The sequence below is a fragment of the Candidatus Ozemobacteraceae bacterium genome, from assembly GCA_035373905.1.
Classification (GTDB): Bacteria; Muiribacteriota; Ozemobacteria; order Ozemobacterales; family Ozemobacteraceae; genus MWAR01.
In genome coordinates, this window is sequence record DAOSOK010000020.1 from 68,846 (window position 1) to 94,558 (window position 25,713).

Here is a 25,713-nt window from a genome sequence, read left to right on the forward strand (position 1 = left end):
TATTTCTTTCATTATTTTCCCGGTGTCGGCGGAACAGGGCCGCCCGCCGTTACGGGACCTGGTGCAGCAACCGGCGCGCCCGATGCCACGACGGGCGCTCCAGCCGCGGATGAAGCATGTGCGGCAACGGAAGCCGAAGCGCCGACCGGAGCTGCCGGTGTCGCGACCGCCACCGGCGCAGCCGAAGCCGCTCCCGATGCCACCAGATGCGCGACGACATGTGCACCGCTCGCCTTCTCATCGGCCGGCGGCTGGATTTCCGCCTTTGCCAGCGAGGCGCCTGGCATCGGGGTGGGGATCTTCGCCTCCGCGGCGGCCTCCGCCCTCGTTGCCGCCCTGTATGCCGCCGTTCCGTCGTCGGTCTTCTCGCCGCCCGCCTTGCGCCCCGGCTTGAACGGGTTCACATCGGGCAGTTGGTTTGCCTCGGGAAGCATCTCTTCGGGAGTGACTCTCTTGCCTTCGACGACCATCAGGCCGCCTTCCTTCGCGCCGGCCGCCCCGCCGCCGACGTAGCCTACGCGCGGCATGCCATGGTCGGCGATGGTCGATCTGGCGTCATATCCGGCGAAGGTTCCCGTCTCGAGGAACTTCTTGGCGACGATCCCCCACATCGAGTTGGGATCGCGCCTGGCATACTCGTCGAGATAATCGGTCGTCTTGCGCGTATCGCCGAGCCGGTACGCCAGGGCCGCCATGTTCCAGAGCGCTGGCAGATCGCTCCGGTCGCGCTGGTAGGTGTAAGTGAACCAGTAGAGGGCTTCCCGGGGCTGGCCGGCCTGCAGACAGGTCAGGGCGAGTTTCCGGGAAATTTTGGGCGATTCGGGCTGTTTTTTCTGCAGGCTGAGCAGAAAAGGAATCATCGAGGCGTGTTCAGCCTTCTGATACATATAGGCGTCAAGCAGTTTCCGGTCAGCCGGAAGCCGCTCCGCCGTCACAGCCTCGATCCCGCCGCGGTGCTTCGGCAGGGGGGCTCGTGGATCGTGCCGCTTCGGCAGCTCCATGTGCTTGATGAGCTCGGAATACCCCATCTGCCGGGCCATTTCTTCCGCGGGCGGATCGGCGAACGCGGGCACGGCCGTCATCATGCAGAGCGCGCCGGCAATCAGGGTGCGGGATGTTCGATACATGTCATGCCTCCATGGAGGGAACGCCGTAAGATATTTTCTCACGTTCCTCTATCGGCAGTTTGTAAACATCCTGAAATACGGTATATTCGATTCTGATTTTCAAACCATCAGGGAAGGATGAATCATGTCTGCCGAAACCTGGAAATTCCCCAAAGAATTCTGGCTCGCCAACTTCATGGAACTATGCGAGCGCGCCGCCTATTACGGCTTCTTCATCGTTCTGACGCTGTTTTTGACGGACATCGTCGGATTCTCTGACAAGGAAACGGGCGTCGTGGCCGGCGTATTCTACGCTCTTTTGTATCTGCTGCCGCCGTTCGTCGGGGCTTTTTGCGACAAGATCGGCTTCCGGTACGGCATGATCGTGGCGTTCGCGCTGCTGACGGTCGGCTACACCCTGCTCGGCATCTTTCACGGAAAACTCGCGGTCATCATCATCCTGGGCATCCTGATGCTCGGCGGCTCGTTCATCAAACCCCTCATCACGGGCACGGTCGCGAAGACCACGAACGAAGCGAATCGCGCGCGGGCGTATTCCCTGTTCTACTGGGTCGTGAACCTGGGCGCGTTCGGCGGTAAGACGGTCGTCCCCTACGTGCGGCAGGGAATGGGCCTCGAATACGTGAACTTTTTCTCGGCGGGCATGTCGCTTCTCGCGCTTCTGTTCGCGATTTTCATGTTCAAGAACGTCGAGGGCGAGGCCAAGTCCGACAAGACGATCGGCCAGGTCTTCACCTCGCTGAAGGCGATCTTCCTGTCGCCCCGGCTGATGGCGCTGACGCTGATCGTCGCCGGTTTCTGGATCATCCAGCAACAGATGTACGCAACGATGCCCAAATACGTCATCCGGCTGATCGGCGACAGCGCCAAGCCCGAGTGGCTGGCGAACGTGAACCCGTTCGTCGTGGTGCTGTTCGTCGTGCCGGTCACCCAGCTGATGAAGCGTTTCGCCGCGGTTTCGTCGATGCTCGTCGGCATGGTGCTGATGCCCTTTTCGGCCTTCGCGATGGCCAGTTCGCAGTGGCTCGAGTCGGGTTTCATGGGGCTTCACCCAGTGACGGTGATGATGATTCTGGGAATCGCGATCCAGGGGCTCGCCGAGTGTTTCATCTCGCCCCGGTTCCTCGAGTATTTCTCATTCCAGGCGCCCAAGGGCGAGGAAGGTGTATATCTGGGCTTCAGCCACCTGCACTCGTTCTTCTCCGCACTGGCCGGATTCATCCTGTCGGGCTTCCTGCTCGACGCCTACTGCCCCGATCCCAAGACCCTGCCCGCCGGCATTTCGGCGGCGGAAAAGGCGGCCGTCTACGCGAACGCCCATAGCATCTGGTATGTATTCATGGCTATAGGATTCATTTCCGCCGTCGCGCTGTTCATCTTCAAGACCGTGACCGATCGCACGCCGGAGCAGGCCGTCACCCCGGCCAAGGCCTGACCGGACATCCAGGTGCGCATGGAGGGGCGGGTTTGAAACCCGCCCCTCCATCATCTAGCCGATGACGTTGCGGCGGAAGGTTTCGATGTCGGTTTTCTCGAGGATCATGCCGAGGCGCTGGTGAGGCCGGCCGTTGGCCTTGAACCAGTTGATCACCTTGGCGGCGACAATAAGGGCGGTCTCGGTATCGATATCCTTGATCAGTTCTTTTGAAAGGCGCGGAATCGCGCCGCCGTTTCCGCCGACCATGACGCGCCAGCCATTGTGCAGACCGATGAAGCCCAGGTCCTTGATGCAGGTCTCGGCGCACTGGTTCGGACAGCCGCTGACGCCGATCTTGAACTTGCCGGGAAGCTGAAGGCCGTGGTACAGCTCGTCGAGTTTCATTCCCAGCGAGAGGCTGTCCTGGATGCCGCGCTTGCAGAACGTCGTTCCCGGGCAGGTTTTCACGCTCCGGATGCAGAGGCCGACGGCGGCGCCCGGTTTCATGCCGCCCAGATCTTCCCAGATGCCGTCGACGTCTTCTTCCCTGATGCCCACCAGCGCGATGCGTTCGGCGCTTGTCAACTTGATGGCCGGCACGTTGAACTTTTCGGCGACATCGGCAATCTTGCGAAGCGTGGCCGGACTGACGACCCCGCAGGGAATATGCGGCGCCACTGCGTAGGTCTTCTGGTCGCGCTGGATGATGACGCCCTTTTCTCCGTCCTGAAGCATGATTGGAACCCCCGTTCTGAATTTTTTCGTGCGCCATTATCGCATTCCATGGCCGTTTCATCAACCAAGGCCCCCGAATTTCATCGATCCCGCGAGGCGTCTCTGGTCGATAACCGCCGTTTGTGATATCTTCGCCGTCGCGCTGCAGTATGGACTCACCCCCGGCTGTCCGCGCCCATCCCCCTCTCACGGAGGATTCAGAATGTACCGAACCATTTCCCTCACGACAGCCGCCACGTCGAACGCCTCGATTCGACGGGATGCGGCGATTGTCATCGCCGGAGCTCTGTTCATCGCGTTGTGTTCGAGAATCGAGATCCCGCTGTACCCCGTTCCGATCACCGGACAGACGTTCGGCGTCCTGTTCGTCGGGGGAGCCCTCGGCATGATGCGGGGAACGGCAGCCGCGGCCCTGTTCGTCATGCTGGGCCTGTCGGGACTTCCCGTTTTCTCGGGCGGTGCCTGCGGACCGGCCCACCTGTTCGGCCCGACCGGCGGCTACCTCGCCGGCTTCGTCGCTGCGGCGGCGTTTGTAAGCGCCCTTTTCGGGCGCGGGTTCGGCCGGACGTTTTCCGGGAAACTCGCCGTCATGGCCGGCGGCAACCTCGTGATCTACCTGTTCGGCGCCACCCATCTCGCGGCGTTCGTCGGACCGGAGCGCGCCTTCACGTGCGGTGTTCTGCCGTTCCTGGCAGGCGATCTGTTCAAGGTCTTTTTCGCCGCCGCCCTTCTGCCAGCCCGGAACGTCCGCTGAAATTCCCGGTCAAAAATCTCTCGGGAACAACGTTTCGGCGGTTCCCCGGGTCTGCGCTTTACAAAGCGTCGGGTGTGCGGTAAGATGGCGTCGCCTCGACCGAGGCACAACTTCGGAAAAGGAGTTCTCACACAATGGCTATCAAGGTCGATAAGGAAAAATGCACCGGTTGCGGCGCCTGCGTCGGCACCTGCCCCGTTGAAGTCCTCGAGATCAAGGACGGCAAGGCCAACTACAAGGGCGACGGCTGCATCGAGTGCGGTGCCTGCGTTTCCGTGTGCCCGGTTGAAGCGCTGAAACTGTAAGATATTTTCGATCGCTTCAGATCAAGCGACCGGACCCATCTGGATCCGGTCGCTTGTTTTTTCGCCGAACACATCGGAACTCACATGCCGCTCGATCCTGACGACTGCTCGCCTCCATCGCTCCCCGAGGAACTCTCGGAAGGTATCGCCCCCCCCTGATCGGCCGGAGGCTGGGTATCGCCGCCCGAGTCACCGTTTTCCGTATTGCCCCCGCTCTGCGGCGGGAAATCGGGGTTGTCTCCCGTAGGAAGCACCGGGTCACTGCCGCCGGTCATGCCGTCACCCGCGGGCATTCCCGCATCGGGTTCATTGCCTTCCCCGCCTCGAACGGGGGGCGTTCCCGAGGCGGCGCCCGGTTGTCCGCCGTCACCCGGCTGTTCGCGATCCATTTTCTCGATTTCGGCGGTCGCACGATCGAAGTCGGACCGAGCTTTCGACAGTTCCCTGCGTTTCTGCTCGAGGTCTTTCTCGAACCGGTCGCGTCGCCGGTCGTAGCGGCTGTCTTTCAGGGTATACCACAGACGGTTCGCCTTGTTGTATTCCTCTTCCAGATTCTTGATCTCTTCTTCGAGCTGGGGAATCCGAGTATCGAGCTGGTCTCGCTGCTGGGTGAGCTGAGCATACTTCGCGGCCCGGCTCTGGCTTTCCTCGTGCTGGGCTGCAAGCCGCTCCTGGCGCTCCATTTCGGACCAGCCCCGGAGTCGCTCGTCGCGCATCTGGGCGGTGATCTCGTCGCTCGTCCGCTGGGTCGCTTCCTGCATGGCTCTCAGTCGTTCGATGAGATTCGACGTCCTGGATTTGACTTTCTCGTCTGTTGCCAGCTCGAGAACTTTCTCGTAACACCCGATTGCCTTCGCCATGTCGGCATAGCAGACAGCGCTGACGAAGCCCATTCCCTCGAGAGCCTCGATATTTTCGGGACTGTCTTTCAGCTTCTTTTCGTACTTTGCACGCAACAGCCCGATCAGGCCGTCGTCGTCCTCCCCGAGGATCCCCCGGTTCATCCGGATCGCCTTTTCGTAGGTGACCAGCGCTTCTTCGGATTTCCCGGAAGCTTTCTCCCGAATCGCCTGCTTGTAGAGGATCTTCGCGTCTTCGAGGGTTTCGTCTTCGGCGCGACAGGCGCACATGCACAGGCAGATGGCCGCCAGCACCAAAGGCAGTATCACAACCAGCCGCATGCGGCGCGGAATGAACCTTCTCACCATGCACCTCCCGGCTTTCATGGGGGTAGTATTTTCACTCTAACACAGCATGCAGGTGAACGACAAGAAATCCCCGGATCGGCAGGGCAAGCGCATGACATTCTTTGCATCGTGACTGTTTTCCGCTCATGCCGAGCCTGTCGCAGCACGAGTGACGTTCACCTTTCTACAAGCTCAGGGTGAACGGATATGCGATTGTGTATCACTCGAACTCGGCGTTCTGCAACGGCGGTTGCGAAAACAGATGCGCTCGCCCTGAGAGTCGGCTTTTGCCATGGTTGCACCGCAACTATTCATAGATTACATTGATAGGGAACATAGAACTATTCCCCCGCCATCCGGGAACCCGTGGCAGATATCACTTTTCAGGAACGTGAGAAGGATGCAGAGAAGCGAGTTTCCCACTTCCGACGCTCTCGACTGGGCTCCATGGCTTCTCCCCGTCGTCGCCATGGGGATTCTGATTTTCTTCTTTGCGTTCAGTGAAAGCACGGCCCCGGGACCTTTTTCGAGAAAGGCTCCCCTTCCGAAGGGAACGGTCTTCGACGCGGTCACGCGCCGCCCCCGGACGCCAGCCTACAAGCGCGCCGACCAGGAGTTTCGCATGGGGGAAATCTATCGCCAGCGCCGCGAGTATTCCGGTGCTCTCCAGCTGTATCGAAGCGCCCTGTCCTTCTACCCGGAACATCTCGAAGCCCGGGACCGCGAAGGGTTTTGCCTCTGGAAACTCGGCGATCTTTCCGCCGCCGAAACCTCGTTCAGGCGCGCCCTTGAGATCGATCCCGCGTTTTACCGGAGCCACTTTTATCTCGGCCGCATCCTGGCAAAGAGCGGCCGTTGGAAGGAAGCCGTCGGGGCGATGAGTCAGGCATGGCACAAGTCCCCGAAGCGTGACTTTTTCGTGGGTTACGAATACGCACAGTTATTATATCAACTCGGTTATTTTCCGGAAGCTCTCGAGATTCTCGGCGAGCTCCGCGAGCGTTTTCCCTCGAACGCGCAGGCCGAGATCCTGCGCATGAAAATCACGCAGGCAGAGGGCCGACCATGAACCGTCGCGGAATCTCGCTTCTCGAAGTCACCGTAGCGATGGGCGTTCTCGCCCTTTGTCTCATTCCCGTCATGCAGATGGTCGGCACGAGCAGCCAGGCGGTCAAGAAAAGTCAGAATCTCCGCTTTGCAGCAAGCCTCGCACATAAGATCGCCCAGCACTTGCTCTCGATGCCCTACGACGAGATCGTCGACACACCCGAGCTCGTCATCGCCGGCGGGCCTGCCGACGGGATCTTCAATCCCTTTTCCAACCCGGGGACAACCCAGGCCAGCGCCCTGCAGCTGACCGAAGCCCACCTTCCCGAGCTCGCGGCGGTGTTCCGCAAATTCAATTTCCGGTATCAGCTCCAGGTATCCGGGACCCAGCCGAAGGACGTGGAAATCCGGATCCGCTGGGATGAATCCTCCCGTATCCTCGAGTATCCCCTGAGGGTGTATGTCGCGCGACACTGACCGCATGCTTCGCCGGGGCGCCACCTTCGTCGAAATTCTTGTCGGGGCGGCGATTTTCGCCGTCATCATGGGCATCGTCGGGAGCTGGTTCTTCGCCCAGAAACGCCAGCAGGAGCAGTTCCTCAGAATCACGGAGAGCCAGGACCGCATGCAGCAGGCGCTCTGGAAGATCATCCAGGAAGTGAAGACGGGCCGGCAGATCATCTGGCCGCGCCTGAATGCTGACAAGTCGCCCCGCACAGATTCGCGAATGGTGTTCAAGAATTTCCGGGGCGAGATCGCCGCCTATTATTATGTTCCCTCGGCGCGCGAAATCCGCCGGTGCCTGATTCCCAACGGGCCGGGGCTGCCTGTGGTCGACCCGACGCCGATCGGCCGCGGCATCGACGGCGCGAGTTTCACGGTCATGGCCGTCGACAACAAACTCATCTCCGTCAATCTGTCGGCGAACAGGCTACATTTCGTGGACGCGGTGAGGCTCGTCAATGAATAGACGCGGCATCGCCCTGATGGTCGTTCTCGGTCTGCTGGCCGTGATGGGCCCTCTCGTCTTCTTTCTGTCGAGCTTCGGCAGTTCGCAGACGCGACAGGCGGTTCATTACCACGAGCGGCTCTCGACGGAAGCGGTCGCTTGGTCGGCGATCGAGGCCGGTATCGCGAACCTGCAGGGCGGCGGCGGCGCGGGAACGTACAACGGCACCATCCAGGGCCTTCAGATGACGTATTCCCTGAACCCGACCGGGATGGGAATGGCTTCCCAGACGCTGTATAACGTGTTCGGCCGGTCGACCTCACCGGGCCAGCAGTATGCGTTTCTCGTCAACTGCGAGCAGTATCCTGTCAGCCCGCCGACTCCGGGCAACCTCGTGATCCCGCACCACTTTTGGGGAACGCTCCAACCCTTCGATATCACCTACGCTCCTGACTGTCTGAGCATGGAAAACGCCCGGGGTGTTGATCTCCTGGCCCTCGAACAGACGCGTGCCTACGAACTGGGAACGACCCAGATCGCCTACCGGGCAGAGATGACCGCCAAGCAGGCCCAGCTTCCCGCCGAACTTGCCGCGATCTGGCCATCTGTCACTGACGTCCTGGTGGCCCAGAAGTCCTGCCCCAACCCCTGAACCTTGGAATAATATGTCATACTTAAGAAGAGTAGTTGTAAGAGGAGGTTCTCCATGCGTCGCTCAACTGCGTTTCTGATGCCCTTGGTGCTCTGCGGTCTCCTCGGACTGGCCCGACCAGCATCCGTTTCGGCACTGGAGCCTATTTCAACGTTTGAGTCCCTGACCACGAAGTACCGCAACGCATACGCTGAGTATCTGCAGGCGAAAATGTCAAAGGATCCGTCCGCGCCCGACAAGCTGAAAAAATACCGGGAAGCCTACGACGAGTATCTCCAGGCCCTCAAGCGCGACCTGATCGACCCGCGCGACGCCTCTGGCTCGTATGCCCGCCTCAGCGCAGAAACCGGCACCGGCACAGGGACCGGAACGGGCACGGGACCGGGAACAGGCACGGGCACCGGTTCAGGAACCGGCGGCGGAAAGGGCGTCAGTCTGAACTCCGGCACGGGCACCGGCACCGGCGGTGACGGCGATGCCGGCACTGGAACCGGGTCAGGAACCGGCATAGGTACAGGAAGCGGAACGGGAAGCGGGACGGGCATCCCGCCTGAACCCGGTGATGGCGAGGGGACGGGTTTGGGCACGGGAACCGGCGGCGGCAAGGGCGGAGATACGAACAGCCAGGATCTCTGATACGGATGACTGACCAATGACCCGAAAAGGCGCACCAACCCTCCCCCGCATGGCATTGGGAGGGCTCATTCTCGGCCTGTTTCTCGCGCTCTGGCTCGGACAGAGCATCTTTCGGGCGATCGACACGCGGCTCCAGGATTTCTGGGTCCGCGTCCGCATCGCCGCGGGCTCACCGACGAAACACCCGTGGGTGTCGAAACTGCGCCCGCTCCTTCCCGCCGAGGCGCCCAACCCGGGAATCGTCCTCGTTCTCCTCGACGAGCAGACCTACCTGGGCATGCCCGAACCGACGCCCTGGCACCGCGAGCGCGTCTGGGCGAACGGGCTACGGTATATTTCCCAGGGCAAGCCGCGCGCCATCGGCGTCGATGTGTTCTTTGCCCAGAACGCAGCCTACGACCCGCGCCAGGATCAGGCGATCGCCGACGCCTGCCGCGAGGCCGGCAACGTCGTCATGATGGGGTACCGACGGGGCAACCAGACGATGTCGCCGCCGTTTCCCCTGCTCGCACAGAACAGCCTGGTCGCCCCGCCGTATTTCTACCCCTATATCGACGAGTCCGTGCGCAAATCCAGCCTCGTTTTCCGACCGGTCGAGGGCGATCCCCTGCCGTCCTTCCCGACCGAGCTGGCGCGCCTCTTCCTCGGGCTGTCGCGCGACCGGATCGAGTATCGGCCCGACGAGGTCGTCTTCCATACAGCGAGCGGGCCCCGGAGCATCCCCATCGTCGACGGCGAGAACATCCTGATCAACTATACGGGGTTCATGACCTCGATTCCGATGTTCAGTTTCTTCGACATCTACCACCGCAGGCTCGATCCGGCGATCTTCAGGGACCAGGTGGTCATCATCGGCTGGGCGACCTCGATGGTCGAGGACCGGTTCCTGACCCCGACCGGCCGCCCGGAATACGGCGCCCTGATCCATGCGCAGACGCTCCAGAACATCCTGACCGGCACCTGGCTGAGGCCCCCGCCCGACTGGTGGAAACACCTGCTCTGCCTCGTCAGCCTTGCAGTCTCCTTGGCCCTCGCGCGGGTTTTGTATCCCCTTCCCTACGCCGGCGCCACCATCGCGGGAAGCCTGCTGATCGTGGCCGCGTCGGGCCTTTCGATGCTTCGCGCCCACCAGCCGGTCGAGATCGCCGGATCGCTGTTCGTCCTCGTCGTCACCTTCGTCGCGACCGTCGGCTGGCAGTATTACCGCGAGGTTTCCGACAAGCTGCGCATCAAGAGCGCGTTCCAGCACTACGTCACGGCCTCGGTCGTCAACGAGATCCTGCGCGACCCCGACAAGCTCAACCTGCACGGGGAAGAGCGCATCCTGACGATCTTCTTCTCCGACATCGCCGGCTTCACCACGATGTCGGAAGGTCTGCCCCCGATGCAGGTCGTCGAGCTCCTGAACGAGTATCTGACCGAGATGACGGACGTCGTCTTCCGGTACGACGGCCTGCTCGACAAGTATGAAGGCGACGCCATCATGGCCGTGTTCGGGGCCCCGCTCGACCAGATCGACCACGCGATCCGCGCCTGCCGCTGCGCGCTCGAGAACCAGGACGCGCTCACCCGCCTGTGCGAGCGCTGGAAGTCGCAGGGCCGCCCCGAGTTCAGGGTGCGCATCGGCATCAACACCGGCCTGGTCGTCGTCGGGAACATGGGCTCGCGCATGCGGTTCGACTACACGGTCATCGGCGACAATGTGAACCTCGCCGCCCGCCTGGAAAGCGCGAATAAGGTCTTCGGCTCGGGCATCCTGATCAGCGGCGCCACCAACGACCTCGTCGGCAACGACATGCTCACGCGCCACCTCGGCGCCCTCCTCGCCACCGGGCGCAAGCAGACGGTGCCGGTGCATGAGGTACTCCTCGACCTCCACGACCAGTCCCGGCACGGCCGTATCCCGGCCATGCAGCGCCGAAAGCTTTGCTACGAGGAGTGTCTCGCTATGGCGATTCAGGGCGGGTTCACCGACGCGATCGGGAAACTCGAGGCATACCTTTCCGCCGAACAACCCGACGACGAGCCCGCGAAGCGCCTGCTCGAGCGATGCCGCGCCCTCAAAGATTCCGGGGCGAAATCCTGGGACGGCACCTGGATCCAGGAAGTGAAATAGCAATACGAATATATATCATTTCGTCATTTTCACATCCTGCGAAATGCCCCCGTTCGCCCTGAACTCGTCGAAGGGCGAAGTTCTCATGCTTCGACAGGCTCAGCACGAGCGGAATCGGGCATTCAGGCGATCAACCCGTAACCCAACCACTCTCCACTGACCACCGACCACTGCACACTATTCACCACCGTATATTTCTGGCATGATGCGGTAGATGCCGTATTCCTGGCTGAGAGCAAGGGAGCCCGTCACCTCGGGCCGGCGGGCGACCGTGTAAAGCGGCCTGTCGGCGTTTTTGAGGAGAATCGAGCGCGCAACGGCGTTGCAGAGGTCGTCCCATGCCATGCCGAGTTCGATTGCGTTTGGTTCTGGAAGCACAAGCGCAGGGTAGATTCGGCGCAAATGGTCGCGATACCAGGATTTCGCGAGCATCGAACGGAGCACGACGATCACGTCGGGCCTCGGCGACGGTCCGAGCCGGGCATGATACATCAGGGCGTTCGTCCGGCCGTCGTAGTCACTGATGATCAGGCTCTCCGATGCCACGCCCGCCATGACGCCCTGCGCCCAGCGGTCGGGTTCCCGCTCGCCGGCCATTGACATCGCCGGCGCGTTCGCGGCGATCATCACCGCGGCATGGATCATGATGGCAAGCGAAATCGCCGATCTCAGGCGGTCTTTCCGGGCGACCAGCCGGCCGGCCAGGTCCGTCACGGCCAGCCATCCCCACGGGAGCAGGAGACCGGCGAGGCAGAACGGCAGGCAGGTGTACGGGAACCAGTCATCGATAGAATATTGCATGATATAATATCCGGGGACGAGCAGCAGGAGGGCCCACCCCGCTCCGTCGCGCATCAGGCGTTCCCGGTATTCCCCGTCGGGATTCGTCAGGGCGGCGCGCCAGGCCCGGAACAGTCCGAGCGCGAGAAGCAGGAGACCGATGCTTCCCCAGCCATCTCTGACGTAGGGAAGGGTTTTCACCGACAGGCGCTCGAGGCTTTCTCTTCCGGTGAGAGCCAGCATCCGGTAGCGGTACTGCTGGCCCGTGAGGTGGTCGAGGAAATCAGACGGCGTGCGAATATACGACCAGTTGACGGGGGCAAGTCGGGTCGCCAGGACCGGCAGACTCGCATACAGCATCACTGTCAGTCCGGTGCCGATCAGCAGGGCTGTCCAGAATGACGGCCGCCGCCAGCACCCGGGATCGGCGCCCATGACCAGCACGAGCAGGCCCGGAAGCAGAAACAGGGTCAGCAGGTGAATGCCCGCGGCCAAGCCGAAACAGGCGGCGGCCGCCGCCAGCCAGCCTGCCCCGGTGCCGCCGTGGCGGCGGCGCTCGGCCCAGGAGAACACCCCCACCAGCCCCCACAGCGCGAAGGCCGTCGCCGGGGCGTATACTTCCGTGATGACGGACTGCGACCAGAGGGCCGGGTTGAGGCCGATAAGGAGGCCGATCGCGGTTCGCGACCACGGGCCGAGGCTCCAGTGATACCGGGTGTTCAGGCTGCCGAGCAGGGCGGTGATGGCGCCCACGGCAAGGCTGCCCGCGCAGACCGAGAGAAGATTGAACTTCCAGGCCGTCGCGGTTCCCGGAAGCAGGCTGAACAGCTTTCCCAGGAACAGGTAGGCAGGGCATCCGGCCGGGTGAGCGACGCCGAGAAATACCGACGCCAGGATCAGCTCCCCGCCGTCGTCGCCGAAGTGCCTCCAGGCGAGGCCCGGCGCCATCGTCGCCGCCAGGATGCCGAAGGCCGCGATCGTCGCGAACAGAGGCCCAGGCTTCAACAGGGCATCGCGGGACGTCATTTCTTTCCGATGGCCGGGCGGCCGAGCGCCTCCCAGACCATGAGGGCCGCGTAGGCGTCGTTCGCGGCATAGACCAGCTGGTTCGGCGAAAGCTGGAGTTTCGACCAGTCGGATGTCGTCACATGCTTCGACTTGCTGAAGCTGCGATGGAGGACCATGCCGACCGCGGCCCGCACCCCGGTCGTGTTGCGATACCCGCGCTTCCGGAAGACGGCGCACAGGTCGAGCACCGACTTGATCTCGATTCCGAAGAATTTGTGCAGGGCGCCCCGGTCCGACTGCAGATCGAACCCGACCTTGAGGATGTCGTCGGCAAGAAGGATCTCGGTCACGAACGGCCGGCATTCCAGCCGCTGAAGCTGGAAGATGAACGCCCGCTCCGAGGTCGCGAACTGGACGAGATCCGGGCCGGGTCTGCTCACGCCCTTTTTGAAAACCGGCTTCGACTCGGTATCGAACCCGACGGCGCCAGCAACCCTGATCTCGTCCAGAGCCGCGGCACAGTCATCCGTCGTGGCCGGAACGACGACGTCGCCGACAGCCAACCCCTCGAACGGCTCCAGCAGGGCCGTCTCGGCCTTTCCCGGCGCCGTCTTCCTTCGGGGGTTGCTCACGTTGTCGCGACTTCCGGCTGATGTGCTCATTCTTTTCCTTCCCGGAACGATATCACGGCTCCACTTGCGTCACAAGAAGCACGACAATCATTTGCATACTCGATACCGTTCGCGCTGAGCCTGTCGAAGCACGAATGCTCTCGCCCCCTTCAGCAGGATCAGGGCAGGATCGACAAACTCAGGACGAACGGATACACGATTGGTGCGACACTCGAAATCGCCACTCTCCAACAGCGGTTACAGCAACGGATGCGATCGCCATCCACAATGGGAAGCGGGTTGACAGTCTCCGCCCGGGGCGCTAAGATGGGGCCGTTTGCCTGACAGGCGACAGAGAATACAGAACAGGAACGGAACAGGAGAAGACTGCTCATGGCTACTTTCAAGGTGCTCATTTCGGATTCGCTCGACCAGTCCGCGATCGATTTTCTGAAGAAGAACCCGGCGTTCGAGGTCACCTACAAGACCAAGATGACGCCTGAAGAGCTCGTCAAAGAGATTCCGGCATATCACGCCATTATCATCCGGTCGGCCACCAAGGTCACCCGCCCGGTCATCGAGGCCGGTAAAAACCTCAAGGTCATTGCCCGCGCCGGCGTCGGCCTCGACAACGTCGACCAGGTCGCCGCGAAAGAGAAGGGAATCGCGGTCCGTAACACCCCCACTTGCACCACCATTTCCGTCGCCGAGCTGGCGTTCGGACTGATGCTGTCGGTCGCCCGCAAGATGGGCCGTGCCAACATTTCGATGAAGGGCCAGGAATGGGACAAAAAATCCTTTGAAGGCGCCGAGTTGTATGGCAAGACTCTCGGTTTGATCGGCACCGGTCGGATCGCTCAGGCCGTGGCTACCCGCGCCGTTGCTTTCGGGATGAAGGTCATCGGATACAGACGTTCCTCCACGGAATCCCCCATTCCCGAGATCGTCATGGTCACCAAAGATGAACTGCTCGCCAAGAGCGACTTCATCAGCTTGCACATTCCGTTCGCCAAGGAAGCCGGACCTGCTCTGGGCGCGGCCGAGTTCGCAAAAGTCAAAAAGGGCGTGTTCCTGATCAACTGCGCCCGCGGCGGCACGGTCGACGAAAAGGCGCTGCTCGAAGCCCTCAACAACGGCACGGTCGCGGCGGCCGGCATTGACGTCTGGGAAAAGGAGCCGACCGCGAACTTCGATCTGGTCAAGCACCAGAACGTGATAGCCCTTCCCCACCTAGGCGCTTCAACGGCGGAAGGTCAGAGTCGCGCTGGGCAGGACGTCGTTGAGGTCGTCATCAACGAGCTTTCAAAGACGCACTGAACGAACGACCAAGGGAACGCGTCCGCTTCCCGGGATCGGGAAGCGGATTCACAACAATCTTCAAAGGAGCAAATTTGACATGGCTCGCATCTTCAATTTCAGCGCCGGACCTTCAATTCTTCCGGTGTCGGTTCTCGAAAAAATTCGAGACGAGTTCGTAGACTTCAAGGGTTCGGGCATGTCGCTGGTGGAAATGAGCCACCGCGGCAAGATTTATGATGCGGTTCACACTGAATGCATAGCTTTGATCAAGGAACTGTTGAAGGTTCCGGACAACTACAAGATCATGATTTTGGGCGGCGGCGCAACCCTTCAGTTCGGTATGTTGCCGATGAACTTCCTTTGGGGCGGCAAGACCGCTGATTTCACCAACACCGGCGCCTGGGCGAAGAAGGCGGCAGATGACGCAAAGAAAATCGGCAAGATCAATATCGTTTGGGATGGCAAAGCCGACAATTACATGACGTTGCCCGATCCGAAAACCCTCGTGGCAAGCGAAGGGGCCGCCTATTTTCACATGACCTCCAACGAGACCATCGGTGGCGTGCAGTGGCAGCAGGGCTGGCCCGAGACCGGCAACGTGCCGATATTCTGCGACATGTCGTCTGATTTCATGAGCAGGCCCGTTCCGGTCGAGAAGTTCGGCGTAATCTATGCCGGCGCACAGAAGAACGCCGGCCCGGCCGGTGCCGCGATCGTCATCATGCGCGAAGACCTGTTGCAGCGCTGCCCCGAGAGCATCATCAACTATCTCGATTACCGCCTGCATGCGAAGGAAAATTCGCTTTACAACACCCCACCCGTGTTCAGTATCTGGGGCATCAAGCTCACGATGGAATGGCTCAAGAGCATCGGCGGTTTAACTGCGGCCGAGAAGCTCGCCACTGATCGCTCCAAGATCATTTATGACGCGATCGAGCGCTCGAACGGCTATTACAAGTGCCCGGTCGCCGCTCACTGCCGCTCGAAGATGAACGTCGTGTTTCGGCTCAAGACCGAAGAGCTCGAGGCGAAGTTCCTCGACGAAGCCAAGAAGCTGAAGCTCGACGGCCTGAAGGGCCACCGCAGTGTCGGCGGCTGCCGCGCGTCGGTCTACAACGCCATGCCGATCGAGGGCGCCAAGGCGCTCGCGAACCTGATGGACGAGTTCGCCAAGAAGAACGGCTGATACAGCCACATTGAAAGCCGGGGGGAGCCGCAAGGTTCCCTCCGGTTTTTCGTATCAGGGTTCTTTCCACCCTCTGCGTCTCTGCGCCTCGGAGGTGAGAACGTATTGTCATCCCGGTGCGTTGGCTTGGGCGGCTCGCGAACCGCCCCTACGGATATATAGCTATTGTTCTACTATCGGGACTGGCAAAGAAATTGCAAATTTGAGAGAATGGGGATGGAATTCCCGACACTGAAACGGTTACAGGAGGTTGTCATGAAACAGGTATCGATTCTTGCCCTGATTCTCGTTCTCGTCACTTTTGTCGCACCGCTCGGCGTTTTTGCCGAGACGGCGTCCGCGGCCCCGGCACTTCTCGACGTGCGATATGCCGAATGCCCGATCATGGGCGGGAAAGCCCTGACTGACGTGGCGATCATCCACGAGAACAAGATCTACCATTTCTGCTGCCCGTCGTGCATCGACACGTTCAAGAAGGATCCGGCCGCGGCGATCGCGAAGATCAAGGATGCGAAGGAAGTAGTCCTGACCGTCACGAACCCAGACGGCAAGTGCCCGGTGTGCGGCAAGGCCTCGAACCCCGAATTCTTCCTGGTCCGCGGCGACACGATCACCTACTACTTCTGCAAGGACTGCATCGGCAAGGACACGCCGAAAGCGGCTCCGGCTTCCGCAGCGCCGGCCGCTGCAGCGCCGGCCGTGGTCTCTCCCGACGCCTCCCCTGCCCCTGCGGCCGCGCCGGCCGCTGACGCCGCCGGCGACTCATCCGAGTGCGGCGACTGCTCGTCCTGTGGCGGCTGCCCCGCTGCCGGCAACTGATCTCCCCGAGATCGTTTCTCAACCGCCTTCGCCCATTGCGTGCGAAGGCGGTTTTCTTTCTCGAGTCTTGCAGCATGAACCTCCCCCCATCCGCCTCGATGCTTCGACAGGCTCAGCACGAACGGGAATGCGGAATTCGCTTGTTGTCGTTCAGGAATCAACATCTTTATTACGCATACTATTTGTATATCATTATATATATCTATTTTTATATTGTTTCCATATCTGTACTTGCCCCCCGGGGAGTGTTTCGGGTATGCATGAGGGTGACAGATTTCGGGATCGACGGCATCGGTCTGATGCCGAGCATAGGGAGGAAGATTCGATGGATATGAAACTCTGGCTTGTCATGGCGGTGTTTTGCCTGTGTTCCCTCGGAGTGCGGGCCGGCGAGATCGGTTTCGACGAGCAGTTCAGCCTCGCGGATGACCGGGCAGTTCAGCTCCAGCAGCTGATTCCGGGCACGGACGAGTATTACTACTACACATGTCTGCATCTGCAGAACCAGGGCGAATACAAGAAAGTCGACGAGCTGGCGGCGCAGTGGATCAAGAAAAGCAGCTACACCTCGCAGGTGCAGGAGATCCTGAACCGGCAGGCTCTGCTGAAGTATCCCACCGATCCGAAGGCGTCGCTGGCCTACCTGACGGACAAGCTGAACCTCCGGTTCAATCACCAGAAGAAGCTTCTCAAGGAGACGGCGAAATACCCGACGAACCTTGACGCGAATCTCATCTCCCGAAGCGCTTTCCAGGACAGGGCATTTTCGCAGTACAGCGACCTGAGCGGTTGTGAAGATGCAGCCCTCGACTACCTCCGCGAATCGAACCTCGATCCCGACCGGCGCCGGAACCTTCTGAGCCGCATGACCCGTCCGGACGGCGGCGCGGCCCTCGCCCGCATGGTCGTCGAAGACCTGAAATACGAGAACAGCGGCGGGTTCGGCTCGCTGACGATCCATTCGAAGCTGACGCGCGAGCAGCTCGAGGAGTGCGCGAAGCTGTCTCCGGAACTGCTGACCATGACGACGTTCGTCGATGCGATGATCGAGAAGCTGCAGCCCTCGGCCGACATCGACTGGCGGTATGATCCGAAGGAGAAGGAAGCCTATCTTGCGCGGCTGTGGAAATTCGCCGAGCCGCTTCCCCCCGTTCACAACTCGCTGAAGGCCTGCATTCTGTATCACCTCCTCAAGCTCGACCAGTCGCAGGGCGTCTGCAACAAGGCTCTGTTCCTTACGTATCTCAAGCTTCCCCGGCCTGTGTCGTACATGAACGATCGCTGGCTGGACCGCGACGAGAACCGGCGCTACCAGGTCAACCTCAACGCCGACTTTTCGAGCCGAACGCAGTTGGCTGCGATCGGCAACGACGAGCAGCTGGTGCGCAGTTATCTGCAGGAGATTCTGGCCGGCGCCGAGGACCCCGGCACGTTCCGCGACTACGTCGAGTCGGGCTGGCTGACGCGTATTTTTGCGGAAACGAAGATCCTGGCGGGTGCGCCCAACCCGGAACGCTGGTATTCCCTTCTTCAGGCGGCCGATCTGCAGGGCCTGAAAGAGCGCGTCGATCTCGATTTCCTGCCCACCAACAAAGAAGTTCTGAATCCGGCCGATCGCGTCGTGCTGAACGTCGCCGTGAAGAACGTGCCGACGCTGATCATCAAGGTGTTCCGCATCAATGCGTTCACCCATTATCGGGAAAAGCGCGAGGAGATCACCACGGGCGTCGACCTGGACGGCCTGGTTCCGAACGAGGAGAAGGTCGTCACGTATGAGCAGCCCGAGATCCGGCGCCACGTCGAGACGTTCGAATTCCCCCAGCTCATCGAGCCGGGCGTCTACGTCATCGAGCTGATCGGAAACGGCAAGAGCAGCCGCGCCCTGATCCGGAAGGGGCGCCTCGCCCTGACGCAGCGCATCGGCGCCGCGGGCCACGTGTTTTCGGTGTTCGACGAGGCTCACCGGCCGGTGAAGGATGCCGTGCTCTGGCTTTCAGGCCAGGAATACAAGGCCGACGAGCGTGGCGAATACACGATTCCGTACAGCACCCGGCCAGGCGCGGAGAAGCTGATCATCCAGCGCGGCACGTTCGCCTGCCTGCACGAGTTCACACACATGCCCGAGTCGTACGAGCTCGGCGGCAGTTTTCTCGTGGCGCGCGAGTCGCTTCTCGAAGGCCAGATCGCCACGGTGGCGGTGCGGGCGGACCTGACGACGAACGGTTTCGCGGCCCGCATCGGACTCCTGAAGGAAGCCCGCCTGGCCGTGACGACGGTCGATCACGAAGGCGTGGCCGCGGCCAAGGAGTTCCCCGACATCAAGCTGACCACCGCCGATGAAACGCTCGTTCCCTTCAAGGTTCCCGAGAACCTGGCGCGCATCACCTTCACCCTCACGGGCAAGGTGGACAACCTCAGCCAGGGCAAAAAAACCGACCTTTCCCTCTCCCGGACGGTCGATCTCAATGGCATCCAGGCGACCGACAAGATCGAGAGCCTGTTCGTGCGGCATCTGGCCGACGGCTACGCGGCCGAACTGCTCGGCAAGACCGGCGAGCCGCTTCCCGAGCGCGCGCTGCAGGTCGAGATCAGGCATCGCCTTTTCAGACAATCCCTGCATCTGGTCATGCAGACCGACGCCGCCGGCCGAGTTCTGCTCGGCAACCTGCCGGAGATCGCCTGGGTGAAACTCACCAGCCCAGAAGGCTGCTCCCACACATTCACGCCCGTCACCGACTGGCACACCCTTCCGGGAACGATTCACGGGCTGGCCGGGGTTTCTCTGCTGGTGCCCGTCACAAGCCGTGACGACGTGAAGGTCGGCGAGCTGGTCTCGCTGTTCGAAACGCGCGGCGGTTCGTATGTCGCCGACTGCCTGGCGAGCGTGAAGCGGCAGGACGGCTTCCTCTCGATCGAAGGTCTCTCGGCGGGCGATTACGAGCTGTTCGTCAAGCCACTCGCGCGCGCCGTTACCCTCCGAATCACCGAGGGAAAGGCGGCAGGCACCTTCCTGCTTTCGGAGTCGCGGTATCTGCAGACCCGCTCGGTTCCGCCCGTTCAGATCGTCAGCGCGACGCATGACGACAAGGCGGGCGTCGTCCGCATCCAGTTGAAAAACGCCACCACGATGACCCGCGTGCACGTGCTGGCGACGCGCTACCTGCCCGAAACCGACCTGTTCGACGCGCTCGCCGCCCGCGGCGTTCCCGATCCGTTGCACATCAGGCTTTCCCAGCCTCTCTCGCGCTACCTGTCCGGCCGCACGATCGGGGACGAGTTGCGCTATGTGCTGGAGCGGAAATACGCGAAGATCTTCCCGGGCAACATGCTGCGGCGCCCCGGTCTGCTGCTCAATCCCTGGAGTCTCCGCAAGACGGACACGGTGACCGACGAGGCCGCGAAGGGGGAATCCTGGGGCGCGGTGCCAGAGCCAGAGCCCACCATCGGCGGGTTCGGCGGCGGCGTCAGCGGGCAGGCGGCCGCACAGGACCAGGAAGCGGCGTTTCCGATCATGGATTTCCTGCCCCGGCCGGCGCTTCCGCTGTTGAATCTGAAGCCGGACCAGAACGGGCTTGTGACCGTTGAGACAAAAGATCTCGAATCCCGGCGGCAGCTCCACATTGTTGCGATCGACCTTGCCGACGCGGCCTACCGCGAACTGGTGGTGGCCGACGCGGCGTGCGAGCATCGCGACCGACGCATGGCGCGCGCGCTCGATCCGAAGGGCCACTTCTCGGAGCAGAAGAACATCACCATCGCCTCGGCGGGGAAGACGTTCACGCTCGAAGAGGCTTCCAGCGCGAAGATGGAGGTATACGACACGCTCGAGTCGGTGTACACCCTGTTCACCGCGCTGAACCGCGATGCGGCCATGTCCGAGTTCAGTTTCATCCTGACCTGGCCGAGCAAGACGCGGGAGGAGAAGCAGACGCTGTATTCGAAGTATGCCTGTCACGAGCTGAGCTTCTTCCTGTTCAAAAAAGACCCGGAGTTCTTCAAGGAGGTCATCAAGCCGTATCTGGCCAACAAGAAGGACAAGACCTTCCTCGACCACTGGCTGCTCGACGACGACCTGCACGGGTATCTCGAGCCCTGGGCCTACGGCCGCCTGAATGTCGTCGAACGGATTCTTCTCGCCCGGAAGCTCAAGGATGAATGGGAAGCGACCCGGCGGCACGTTTCCGATCTCTTCGACCTGATTCCGCCGGATGCGGAGCGGTTCAACCAGCTCTTCGCCGCGGCGCTCAAGGGAAGCGCCCTCGACACCGACCGCGCGGGCGGGCTCAGGACCGGCATGCTGAAGGCTATGGCCCCGCCCCCGCCGCCGGCGCTGAAGACCGCGTTCGAGAAGTCGAAGAGGGACATGGCTCCGATGAAGCCCTCCGCCATGCCCGCCCCCTCGGCCCAGCGGATGATGGCTGCCGGAAAGAGCATGATCGCCAAGGACCAGGACATCGAAGCCGCGCCCTGCGAGCGCGAGGAGATGGCCGCCGACATGCCGATGGACGCCATGAGCCTCGCCGAATCCGACGAAGGGTTCGCGATCGAAGCGGATGACAAGCGGCGCGAGCAGGCCCGCCAGCTGTTCCGGCAGCTCGACAAGACCGAGGAGTGGGTCGAGAACAATTACTGGCACCTGCCCATCGAGCGTCACACGGCCGACCTGGTCACGGTCAACGGCTTTTGGTGCGACTTCGCGGCCTGCCCGGCCGACCGGCCGTTCCTGTCGACCCGGATGGCCGAAGCCACGCGCAACTTCACCGAGATGATGTTCGCCCTTTCCGTGCTCGATCTGCCGTTCACGTCGCCGACGCACGAGATGGCGGCCGAGCAGAATCGCGTGCATCTGAAGCCCGGCGCCGACGTCGTGATCTTCCACCAGGAGGTCAAGCCCGCCGAGCCGCCCGAGAAGGGGTCGGCAATTCTGATCGGGCAGAACTTCTTCGCGCGCAGCGACCGGTACCGCTACGAGAACAACGAGCGGTTCGACAAGTTCGTGACCGAGGAGTTCCAGACGTTCCGGGTGTACGGGTGCCAGGTGGTCCTGACGAACCCGACCTCGGCCCGCAAGAAGGTCGATCTGCTGCTCCAGATCCCGAACGGCGCGATTCCGGTGGAGAACGGCTTCTACACGAAGAGCCGCCATCTGCCGCTCGATCCGTTCTCGACGCAGACGATCGAGTATTTCTTCTACTTCCCGAAGCCCGGCAGTTTCGTGCATTTCCCGGTTCACGTGGCCGAGAACGGCCGGTATGTCGGCTCGGCCGAGCCGTTCACTTTCGCCGTGGTGGATGAACCGACCCGCATCGACACGACGTCCTGGGAATATATTTCCCAGAATAGTTCAGACGACGAGGTTCTCGCGTATCTGCAGAAGAACAACATCGACCGGCTCGACCTCGAGCAGATCGCTTTCCGCATGCGCGATGCCGGGTTCTTCAGGAAAGCGATCGCCCTTCTGCAGGCTCGGCACGTGTTCCACCAGACCCTCTGGTCGTATGGACTGAAGCACGACGACGTGCCGGCGATCCGCGAGTATCTGCGGTTCTCCCCGATCGCGCAGAACAGCGGAACCACGCTGGACAGCCCGCTGCTGAAGCTCGATCCCGTCGAGCGGTTCGCCTACCAGCACCGGGAGTACTGGCCTCTGGTGAACGCCCGGGTGTACCAACTCGGCAAGAAGCGCAAGATCCTCAACGAGCAGTTCTCACAGCAGTATCACGCCCTGCTGGCGGATCTGCGGTATCACCCGCGCCTGAGCGACGCCGACCTGATGGCGGTTGTGTACTACCTGCTGCTCCAGGACCGCGTGGAGGAGGCCATCCGTTTCTTCGACCGAGTGAAGGATCCGGCCGTTATGAATACCATTCAGTATACATACTTCCAGGCCTATCTCGCGTTCTCGAAGCAGGAGCCGGCGAAGGCGGTGGAGCTCGCGACGCCGCTGGAAAACCACCCGGTCGACCGCTGGCGGAATCTGTTCCGCGATGTTCTCGCCCAGGCGAAGGAGATCACGGGCGGAAAGACGGCCGTGATCGACCAGGAGGACCGCGACCAGCAGCAGGCCCGGCTGGCCGATACGGCGCCGACGTTCGATCTGAAGGTGGAGAACCGGGAGATCACGCTTCGCTACAAGAATCTTTCGTCGTGCAATCTCAACTTCTACCTGATGGATCTCGAACTGCTCTTCTCGCGGAACCCGTTCGTGCAGGACGTCACCGGTCAGTTCGCGATCATCCATCCGAACGCCACGATGGCGGTCGCCCTGCCGGCCGGGAAGGACGTGCTCACCATGCCGCTGCCCGCCGAATTCAAGGACCGCAACGTGATGATCGAGGCCACCGGCTCGGGCGTGACGCGCAGCCAGGCGTATTACCCCAACTCGCTCGGCATCCAGATGATGGAGAACTACGGCCAGGTGCGCATCACCGCCGCCGACTCCGGCGCGCCGCTTCCGAAGGTCTACGTCAAGGTATTCGCCCGCATGAAGGACGGCCAGACGGTGTTCTTCAAGGACGGCTACACCGATCTGCGCGGCCGGTTCGACTACGCCTCGCTGAGCACGAACCAGCTCGAGCAGGTCGACCGTTTCTCGATCCTGATCATGAGCGACACGCTCGGCTCGGTCGTTCGCGAGGCCGCGCCGCCGAAGATGTAACGGCCCATATCGCAGTTTCCGAATAACGGGGGAAGCCGCAAGGTTTCCCTCTTTTTTTGCCGATTCACTGCTGATACGCTGAGAGAGAGCGGAGAAACAGTGATGAGATAACGCGAATGTCGCTGATATTTACTCGTCGGCCGGGCTTTTGACCGTGACTCCGGGGCGATTCAATACGTGTGTATATATCATGGTCGTCGCCACGTCGGCGTGGCCCATCAATTCCTGGATGGTTCTGATGTCGTACCCGGCTTCGAGGAGATGCGTTGCAAAGGAGTGCCGGAGGGTATGAACGCTCACGCCGGAGGGAAGCCCGAGGGATCGCACTGCGCTCTTGACGGCATTCTGGAGGGTATTTTCATGGACGTGGTGCCGATGAATTGTGCCCGTCCGCGGATTCACGGAAAGCTTTTCGGAAGGGAAGACGAACTGCCATGCGAGTTCGCGCGCCGCGTGTGGATATTTGTTGAGAACGGCGTCTGGAAGGTGCGTCATGCCGTGGCCTTTTGCGAGGTCCTGTTCGTGCAACGATTTCACGGCATTGATCTGCGACTTCAACGCCGCTTCGTAAGCTCTGGGAAGAGGTACAACCCGGTCTTTCGAGCCTTTCCCTTCTCTGACAGTGATCTGCCCTTTCTCGAATACGATGTCTTTCACGCGGAGCCGAAGGCATTCCATCAACCTGAGTCCCGACCCATAGCATAACCCGGCCATTATTTTGCAGATGCCGTTCATCTTTCCGAGAAGGAGTTTGACCTCTGCCTTCTGGAGCACCATCGGGATTTTCATGGAAACCTTTGCGCGTTTGAACTGGAGCCGTTCTTCTGGTGGGCGATGCAGGACATGTTCGAAGAAAAACAGGATTGCATGAAGGCCCTGGTTCTGAGTGCTTGCAGACACGCGAAGCCTGTTGGCCAAGTCTTCGAGAAATTTTTCGAGATCGTGGGGTGAAGCATGCTGCCATTCTGTCGGGTGTATGAATTCGAGGAAGCGCCGTGTCCATTCGATATAAGATTTTTCGGTTCTGATGGAATAATGCAGAGTCGTGATCGCTTTTCGCATCAGATCGATCGGATCCGTTGTCCGCGGACGTAAGTCCCGAGGAGGCGATTCCCTTTGATCTAAATCGGCAGAATGCTGCGAGCCATTCCCTTTCGCTGACTTTTCTTGCGAATGTGCATCCTTGATACTATAATTTGTCTTGTCCCGTTGATGGAAAGAGTTCTTGTCGAGAGGGTTCGTCACGTGTTTCAAGACATGCGCGAAGAGGAGTTCGAGCGCCGCTCTCACCTGTTTGATTTGCCAGTCCTGGAGGGAATTCTTTTTTGAGACTGAGGAAATCCAGTTTTCGACTTCTCCGGAGGAAAGAGTGGCATTTCCTTGATGCTCCTCGAGAAACTTCTTCCCCCACTCTGACATATATGGCCAAGCTCGCTTATTGGCTACCTTTGTCTCCAAAACCTTATCAAACGCTTTCAGATACGCCTCAATCGTCATCCCCACCCCCTGTCCTGACCAATTAATTATCTCTCATCAGGATATATTTTATTATTACACAATACAATCATTTTCATTATTTTACAACCCATCCAATTTGCGTTGGGCAAATGCAAAGAAAGGATGAAAATGAAATTCCCTCGGAACCCAAATGATGTAGTTGAATGGGATGTCACAAATTGGTCAAAAGGGTTAAAACTCTGGGCAAAGCTAACTCAACTAGCCCCATCCAAGAAATTAGCTTTGGAAATTGGCAGTCGGAATGGCGGTTTATCGCTATGGTTGGGGATGAATGGTATGAACGTAATTTGTAGTGATTTGAATTCGCCAACAGTATCAGCTGCCAAATTACATGAAAGATATGGAATTAAGGAATTGGTTCAGTATGAAGCCATTGACGCCTTAAATATACCCTACTCTGAAAAGTTCGACCTTATCATTTTTAAATCTGTCCTTGGCGGAATAGGATCCAACAATAACCTGGAAAATCAGAAAAAGGCAATTGATCAATTTCATAAAGCACTTAAGAATGGCGGAGAATTGTGGTTTGCAGAAAATTTAGTTGCATCTCCAATTCACCAATTATTTAGAAAGAAGTTTGTTCCTTGGGGTAATCGATGGCGATATGTTTCGATTGAAGAAATGAAAATGTTCTTTTCACAATTCTCGGAGATAAGGTTTTCTACATTTGGATTCTTGGGTTCTTTTGGGAGGGCTCCTTTGCAAAGAAAACTGTTTGGGTTGATTGACAGTATTGTCTTTGACCATTTTCTCCCAGATAATTGGCATTACATAATTGCTGGAATTGCAAAAAAATAGAATGCCCAACATGCAGATCGAGCGGAAATTGGCAGCCGGGCGCGGGACTTGCTTGCGCAAGTCCCGCGCCCGGCTGCCAATTCCGCTCATCTGCGGCGTTAGGCTCTATAA

The 25,713-nt window shown here is 60.4% G+C and carries 20 protein-coding genes; 14 read left to right on the forward strand and 6 right to left on the reverse strand.

The genetic code is table 11. The features are described from left to right. Positions 1-11: 11 nt before the first annotated feature. Entirely contained in the window at positions 12-1,127 is a 1,116-nt protein-coding gene (locus PLU72_11510) for a hypothetical protein (protein HOT28808.1), read from the reverse strand. 124 nt (positions 1,128-1,251) lie between these two features. On the opposite strand from PLU72_11510, the gene PLU72_11515 reads away from it, so the two are divergent. After that, positions 1,252-2,562, forward strand: a complete 1,311-nt coding sequence (locus tag PLU72_11515) for an MFS transporter (protein HOT28809.1) — start codon at positions 1,252-1,254, stop codon at positions 2,560-2,562. Positions 2,563-2,616: 54 nt separating this feature from the next. Here PLU72_11515 and PLU72_11520 read toward each other — a convergent pair whose 3' ends face one another. Continuing rightward, complete coding sequence (locus PLU72_11520) at positions 2,617-3,279, reverse strand: NAD(P)/FAD-dependent oxidoreductase (GenBank protein HOT28810.1); 663 nt, start codon at positions 3,277-3,279, stop codon at positions 2,617-2,619. A gap of 202 nt (positions 3,280-3,481) precedes the next feature. Here PLU72_11520 and PLU72_11525 point away from each other — a divergent pair, with 202 nt between their 5' ends. Next, positions 3,482-4,033 (forward strand): biotin transporter BioY, encoded by a 552-nt coding sequence (locus PLU72_11525; GenBank protein ID HOT28811.1) that lies wholly within the window; start codon positions 3,482-3,484, stop codon positions 4,031-4,033. Between the two features lie 134 nt (positions 4,034-4,167). Next, positions 4,168-4,338, forward strand: coding sequence for a 4Fe-4S binding protein (locus tag PLU72_11530; GenBank protein ID HOT28812.1), 171 nt, complete (start codon positions 4,168-4,170; stop codon positions 4,336-4,338). A gap of 80 nt (positions 4,339-4,418) precedes the next feature. Here the strand turns inward: PLU72_11530 and PLU72_11535 are convergent, their stop codons facing one another. Next, a complete protein-coding gene (locus PLU72_11535; protein ID HOT28813.1) occupies positions 4,419-5,546 on the reverse strand; it encodes a hypothetical protein in 1,128 nt (375 codons plus the stop codon). A 379-nt stretch (positions 5,547-5,925) separates the two neighbouring features. Here PLU72_11535 and PLU72_11540 point away from each other — a divergent pair, with 379 nt between their 5' ends. From PLU72_11540 to PLU72_11565, 6 genes are read left to right on the forward strand one after another with little or no spacing between them, the layout of a single operon-like run. Further along, positions 5,926-6,594: a tetratricopeptide repeat protein gene (locus PLU72_11540; GenBank protein HOT28814.1), complete on the forward strand. Its 669-nt coding sequence runs from the start codon at positions 5,926-5,928 to the stop codon at positions 6,592-6,594. Beyond that, on the forward strand, positions 6,591-7,049 hold the full coding sequence (locus PLU72_11545) for a hypothetical protein (GenBank protein HOT28815.1): 459 nt from the start codon (positions 6,591-6,593) through the stop codon (positions 7,047-7,049). The genes PLU72_11540 and PLU72_11545 overlap by 4 nt, the downstream gene beginning before the upstream one ends. Continuing rightward, positions 7,033-7,542 carry a hypothetical protein gene (locus PLU72_11550; GenBank protein HOT28816.1) on the forward strand — a complete coding sequence of 170 codons (510 nt, stop codon included), beginning with the start codon at positions 7,033-7,035 and terminating at the stop codon, positions 7,540-7,542. Before PLU72_11545 ends, PLU72_11550 begins: the two co-directional genes overlap by 17 nt. Then, complete coding sequence (locus tag PLU72_11555; GenBank protein ID HOT28817.1) at positions 7,535-8,173, forward strand: hypothetical protein; 639 nt, start codon at positions 7,535-7,537, stop codon at positions 8,171-8,173. Before PLU72_11550 ends, PLU72_11555 begins: the two co-directional genes overlap by 8 nt. A gap of 54 nt (positions 8,174-8,227) precedes the next feature. Beyond that, on the forward strand, positions 8,228-8,809 hold the full coding sequence (locus tag PLU72_11560; GenBank protein ID HOT28818.1) for a hypothetical protein: 582 nt from the start codon (positions 8,228-8,230) through the stop codon (positions 8,807-8,809). 16 nt (positions 8,810-8,825) lie between these two features. Beyond that, positions 8,826-10,925, forward strand: a complete 2,100-nt coding sequence (locus PLU72_11565) for an adenylate/guanylate cyclase domain-containing protein (protein HOT28819.1) — start codon at positions 8,826-8,828, stop codon at positions 10,923-10,925. 177 nt (positions 10,926-11,102) lie between these two features. Here the strand turns inward: PLU72_11565 and PLU72_11570 are convergent, their stop codons facing one another. Both PLU72_11570 and PLU72_11575 read right to left on the reverse strand, forming a co-directional pair. After that, positions 11,103-12,731, reverse strand: a complete 1,629-nt coding sequence (locus PLU72_11570) for a DUF2723 domain-containing protein (protein HOT28820.1) — start codon at positions 12,729-12,731, stop codon at positions 11,103-11,105. Next, the gene (locus PLU72_11575) at positions 12,728-13,375 is read right to left on the reverse strand and encodes a 3'-5' exonuclease (GenBank protein ID HOT28821.1); all 648 of its coding nucleotides are present in this window, start codon (positions 13,373-13,375) and stop codon (positions 12,728-12,730) included. Before PLU72_11575 ends, PLU72_11570 begins: the two co-directional genes overlap by 4 nt. 342 nt (positions 13,376-13,717) lie before the next feature. On the opposite strand from PLU72_11575, the gene PLU72_11580 reads away from it, so the two are divergent. The 4 genes from PLU72_11580 to PLU72_11595 all read left to right on the forward strand — a co-directional run bounded on the left by PLU72_11580 (position 13,718) and on the right by PLU72_11595 (position 23,286). Beyond that, positions 13,718-14,641 (forward strand): hydroxyacid dehydrogenase, encoded by a 924-nt coding sequence (locus tag PLU72_11580; GenBank protein HOT28822.1) that lies wholly within the window; start codon positions 13,718-13,720, stop codon positions 14,639-14,641. A 79-nt stretch (positions 14,642-14,720) separates the two neighbouring features. After that, positions 14,721-15,809 carry a phosphoserine transaminase gene (gene serC, locus PLU72_11585; GenBank protein HOT28823.1) on the forward strand — a complete coding sequence of 363 codons (1,089 nt, stop codon included), beginning with the start codon at positions 14,721-14,723 and terminating at the stop codon, positions 15,807-15,809. 255 nt (positions 15,810-16,064) lie between these two features. Then, complete coding sequence (locus PLU72_11590) at positions 16,065-16,628, forward strand: TRASH domain-containing protein (protein HOT28824.1); 564 nt, start codon at positions 16,065-16,067, stop codon at positions 16,626-16,628. Positions 16,629-16,959: 331 nt separating this feature from the next. Continuing rightward, positions 16,960-23,286, forward strand: a complete 6,327-nt coding sequence (locus PLU72_11595) for a hypothetical protein (GenBank protein HOT28825.1) — start codon at positions 16,960-16,962, stop codon at positions 23,284-23,286. Between the two features lie 129 nt (positions 23,287-23,415). Here the strand turns inward: PLU72_11595 and PLU72_11600 are convergent, their stop codons facing one another. Next, the gene (locus PLU72_11600) at positions 23,416-24,783 is read right to left on the reverse strand and encodes an integron integrase (protein HOT28826.1); all 1,368 of its coding nucleotides are present in this window, start codon (positions 24,781-24,783) and stop codon (positions 23,416-23,418) included. Positions 24,784-24,906: 123 nt separating this feature from the next. Here PLU72_11600 and PLU72_11605 point away from each other — a divergent pair, with 123 nt between their 5' ends. Further along, the gene (locus tag PLU72_11605; GenBank protein ID HOT28827.1) at positions 24,907-25,602 is read left to right on the forward strand and encodes a class I SAM-dependent methyltransferase; all 696 of its coding nucleotides are present in this window, start codon (positions 24,907-24,909) and stop codon (positions 25,600-25,602) included. Positions 25,603-25,713: the final 111 nt, after the last annotated feature.